The 4,132-nt window shown below is 63.2% G+C and carries 5 protein-coding genes and 1 pseudogene; 3 read left to right on the plus strand and 3 right to left on the minus strand.

Translation table 11 applies throughout. From position 1 onward, the window contains the following. The 3 genes and pseudogenes from AC1DS6_RS42195 to AC1DS6_RS42205 all read left to right on the plus strand — a co-directional run. Positions 1-184 (plus strand): annotated as a pseudogene (locus AC1DS6_RS42195) (ABC transporter ATP-binding protein); the annotation flags it as partial. A gap of 10 nt (positions 185-194) precedes the next feature. Then, positions 195-1,079 carry a branched-chain amino acid ABC transporter permease gene (locus AC1DS6_RS42200; protein ID WP_441637580.1) on the plus strand — a complete coding sequence of 295 codons (885 nt, stop codon included), beginning with the start codon at positions 195-197 and terminating at the stop codon, positions 1,077-1,079. A gap of 74 nt (positions 1,080-1,153) precedes the next feature. After that, a complete protein-coding gene (locus AC1DS6_RS42205) occupies positions 1,154-2,191 on the plus strand; it encodes a branched-chain amino acid ABC transporter permease (RefSeq protein WP_441637582.1) in 1,038 nt (345 codons plus the stop codon). On the opposite strand, the gene AC1DS6_RS42210 is transcribed toward AC1DS6_RS42205, so the two are convergent. The 3 genes from AC1DS6_RS42210 to AC1DS6_RS42220 form a co-directional block, all read right to left on the minus strand. Continuing rightward, on the minus strand, positions 2,188-3,180 hold the full coding sequence (locus AC1DS6_RS42210; protein WP_441637584.1) for a Bug family tripartite tricarboxylate transporter substrate binding protein: 993 nt from the start codon (positions 3,178-3,180) through the stop codon (positions 2,188-2,190). The two genes, AC1DS6_RS42205 and AC1DS6_RS42210, sit on opposite strands and share 4 nt — an antisense overlap. A gap of 19 nt (positions 3,181-3,199) precedes the next feature. Beyond that, entirely contained in the window at positions 3,200-3,403 is a 204-nt protein-coding gene (locus AC1DS6_RS42215; protein WP_441637586.1) for a hypothetical protein, read from the minus strand. 463 nt (positions 3,404-3,866) lie between these two features. After that, the gene (locus AC1DS6_RS42220; RefSeq protein ID WP_045241194.1) at positions 3,867-4,130 is read right to left on the minus strand and encodes a hypothetical protein; all 264 of its coding nucleotides are present in this window, start codon (positions 4,128-4,130) and stop codon (positions 3,867-3,869) included. Positions 4,131-4,132: the final 2 nt, after the last annotated feature.

A 4,132-nucleotide genomic window follows, 5' to 3' on the forward strand; every position in this document is an offset into this window, starting at 1 on the left:
GCGCATGATCCTGATGCTCAAGAAGAAGGGCTACACGGTGGTGATGGTGGAGCAGAACTTCCGCTTCGCCGCGCCGCTGGCCGATCGCTTTTATGTGATGGAACACGGCACCATCGTCGAGCGCTTCGCGGCCGCGGAGCTGCAGGCCAGGATGCCGGTGCTGAACGAGTTGCTGGGGGTGTGAGGAACGCTTTATGACGATACTGAATTTTCCCCTTCCCGCCTTGCTGTCCCAGTTGCTGCTGGGGCTGGTCAACGGTGCTTTCTACGCGATGCTGAGCCTTGGCCTGGCGGTCATCTTCGGGCTGCTCAACGTCATCAACTTTGCCCATGGGGCGCTGTTCATGCTCGGCGCGGTGCTGGCCTGGATGGGCATGAGCTACCTCGGGCTCGGCTACTGGGCGATGCTTGTGCTCTCGCCGCTGGCGGTGGCGCTGATCGGGATCGTGATCGAGCGCACGATGCTGCGCTGGATCTACAAGCTCGACCATATCTACGGTTTGCTCCTGACGCTGGGCATCACGCTGGTGATCGAGGGCATCTTCCGTTCGGTCTACGGTGTGTCCGGGCTGCCGTACTCGGCACCGGAGTCACTGGGTGGTGCCACCAACCTGGGCTTCATGATGCTGCCCAACTACCGCGCCTGGGTGGTGGCCGCTTCGCTGGTGGTGTGCTTCTCCACCTGGTACCTGATCGAGAAGACCAGGCTGGGCGCCTACCTGCGTGCGGGCACCGAGAATCCCAAGATAGTCGAGGCCTTCGGCGTCAACGTGCCGCTGATGGTGACGCTGACCTACGGCTTCGGGGTGGCGCTGGCGGCCTTTGCAGGCGTGCTGGCGGCGCCGGTGATCCAGATCTCGCCGCTGATGGGGCAGAACCTGATCATTATCGTGTTCGCCGTGGTGGTGATCGGCGGCATGGGCTCGATCATGGGTTCGATCCTGACCGGCCTTGGCCTGGGCGTGATCGAAGGGCTGACCAAGATGTTTTATCCCGAGGCTTCGGCCACGGTGGTGTTCCTCATCATGGCAATCGTACTGATGCTGCGCCCGTCGGGGCTGTTCGGGAGAGAGAGATGATGCATCAACCAACTGGCGCGGCGGTGGCCGCGGGCGAGGCAGGACAGGCAGGAAACGCAAGACAGGAGCGGGGCATGCAGAAGAAGCTGTGGTATGGATTGCTGCTGGTGGCGTTGATGCTGGCGCCGATGGCCGGGGCGTATCCGGTGTTTGTGCTCAAGGTGCTGTGCTTCGCGCTGTTCGCCTGCGCCTTCAACCTGCTGGTCGGGTATACCGGGCTGCTGTCGTTCGGCCATGCCGCCTTCTTTGGCGGCGCGGGCTATGCCGCCGGCCATGCCATGAAAGTGTGGGGCGTCACGCCGGAAGCTGGAATGGTGCTGGGGACGCTGGCCGGCGGCTTGATCGGCTACGTGGTGGGGACGCTGGCGATCCGGCGCCAGGGCATCTATTTCTCGATGATCACGCTGGCATTGGCGCAGATGCTGTTCTTTGTCTGCTTGCAAGCGCCAGCCACGGGCGGCGAGGATGGCCTGCAGGCCATCCCGCGCGGCAAGCTGTTCGGCGTACTGCCGCTGGCCGACGACCTGACGCTGTACTACGTGGCGCTGGCCGTCATCGTGGCCGCGTTTGCGCTGATCGTGCGTACGGTGCATTCCCCGTTTGGCCAGATCCTGAAGGCCATCAAGGAGAACGAACCGCGCACCGTCTCGCTAGGCTACGACACAGACCGCTTCAAGCTGATGGCGTTCGTGCTGTCCGCCGCGCTGTCAGGGCTGGCCGGGTCGATCAAGGCGCTGGTGCTGGGCTTTGCCACGCTGACCGACGTGCATTGGGCGATGTCGGGCTCGGTGATCCTGATGACGCTGGTGGGCGGGCTGGGCACGCTGTCAGGGCCGTTGGCCGGCGCCTTGGTTGTCGTGGCGCTGGAGACCAAGCTTGGCGCCATCGGCAGCTTCTTGGCTTCTGCCACGGGCATCGCGTGGTTCGGCTCGCTGGGGGAGTCGGTCACGATGGTGACGGGCGTCATCTTTATCGCTTGCGTCCTGCTGTTCCGCCGGGGCATTGTGGGCCAGCTTGCACTGATCGAGGGCAGGCGTATAGCTGGTCGATGGCTACGAGCACCGCGCTTGATCCCCAAACGGTCCAAAGTGGACCAGATAGGGGGAGCTTAATCCAGCTTGATTCGCGCGTCTCTTGCCAGTTGCCGATACTGTGCGATCTCGGCGCGCACGCGCTGGCGGAAATCCTCGGCGCGGCCATGTCCGACAAAAATAGCTCGTTCGGCGAGCGTATTCTGAAATTCCGGATTCTGCAGGACCGTCTGCAGTTCCACTCGCAGCCGCCCCAGGACATTCTGCGGAGTACCGCGAGGGGCGGCTATGCCGTACCAGAACGCGCCGCTCGACATGGTGACACCGACTTCAGAAAAGGTGGGAACTGCGCTGTACTGAGGCAACCGTGCCGCACTGCTGATTGCTAACGGTTTCAGCCGGCCGGCATCAATGAGCGGTTTGGCAACGGCAAAGGGATCGAGGCTCAGATCGATTTGTCCACCGATGACATCGGCAAGTACCTGCATGCTGCCTCGATAGGCTACAGGCGTCATGTCCACTTGGAAGGTAGAGGCAATCATCGCTCCCACAAGGTGGGGGGCCGTCCCTGGGCCTGTGGTGCCATACGTGACCGCGCCAGGCCGCGCGCGCGCTTGCGCCAGCAGGCTGGCGAACGACTCAATGGTGGCGTTCTCCGCGCGGGTCGATACGACAATGGAGGTCTCACCGACGATGGCGACAGGCGCCCACGTGTCCTCGGCCGCGATCGGCAGACGTGGCCGTAGGGCCGGCAGCATGGAGAAAGTGGTGGAACTGCCCAGGAGAAGCGTGTAGCCGTCAGGGGGTGCCTTTGCTACATGTTCCGCCCCTATCAGCGTGGACCCGCCGGGGCGGTTTTCAATGACCACCGGCTGCCCTAGCCTGAGCCGCAGCTTGTCTGCAATCATGCGCGCGATTGAATCGCTAAGCCCGCCCGGACTGAAGGGAACGACAAGGTGCACCGGGCGCTCAGGGAACGAATCCGCATGGGCGGGCGCATTGGTCAGGATGCCTCCGACCAGCAGGGCACAGATATAGAGTTGGCGCATGGAAGTGGGTAACAGCATCATCCGAATGTCGATTTGCCGTTTACCCTGCGGCCATGTTCACAACCATGCCGTCGGCGGCGAACTTGTCCCTCAGCGCCTGCGCCTTGAGTGGATCGACCCGATAATGACCACCTTGCCGGCATTCAGGCGGCGGATCTGCGTGGCCAGTGCCTCTACGGACGTCGTCGAACATTTTGTCAAGGGAAACATCATCAGGCTCTTGGGCGACATAACCAATTCTCATCGTTGCATATGCCTGTCCGGTCGCGCAATGGCGCGTCATCGATACACGTATCGATGATAGCGTCGCGCAGCCGTGACGTCACCCCGCTGCAGATTCCGATTGCCTGGGAGAACGGGGGCTCATTCGACCACTATGACGGCTCCGGACCGCGCGCGACACGCTCGGCCGGCAACTGTCCGAGACAGAGCGGGCGCTCGGGCGAGCGCAGGCGGAGGCCACCCCGCCGGGCGCTGGCGACGAAAGCCAAGTTCAGGCCTGAGCGGCGTGGGAAGAGGGGGGTTGGACCACCGCGCCCTCCCGCTGGCGCGGATTTCCACTTCAGCCATTCCCGGAGCAACCTTGAAGTCCGCTTAGCCCCCGATTTCGCGCGCTCTCCTTCTTGCAGTTTTACCCCCTGGTAGTGCCTTCGCACGAGGCGGCCGTGGGACCCTCGCGGCCTCCACAATGCGGGGGCACATGCCGTTCAAACCTTGGCGTGGGTGGCGGCCCATTGCGACGGGTTGACGTCGATGCTCAGCGGGCCGAAGCCGGAGCCGATCACGCCGACGTTGTTGAGCGTGTTCACGTTGATGCTTTGCARCTGGGCGATGTTCTGGTTGACGTTGACATTGACGTTGGCCACCGGGCCCAGTCCTTGCAGCCAGGAATTTCCGCCGCGCACCGCGGTCATGGACTTGCTGTCGAGTTCTTGGGTCAGGGCGAGGTCGCGCACGATGATGGATGGCATGG

The organism is Cupriavidus sp. 05L310, assembly GCF_056398185.1.

Coding starts and splice junctions, on each gene's coding strand:
- AC1DS6_RS42200 (WP_441637580.1), top strand. CDS start 195: ATGACGATACTGAATTTTCCCCTTCCCGCCTTGCTGTCCCAGTTGCTG.
- AC1DS6_RS42205 (WP_441637582.1), top strand. CDS start 1,154: ATGCAGAAGAAGCTGTGGTATGGATTGCTGCTGGTGGCGTTGATGCTG.
- AC1DS6_RS42210 (WP_441637584.1), bottom strand. CDS start 3,180: ATGATGCTGTTACCCACTTCCATGCGCCAACTCTATATCTGTGCCCTG.
- AC1DS6_RS42215 (WP_441637586.1), bottom strand. CDS start 3,403: ATGAGAATTGGTTATGTCGCCCAAGAGCCTGATGATGTTTCCCTTGAC.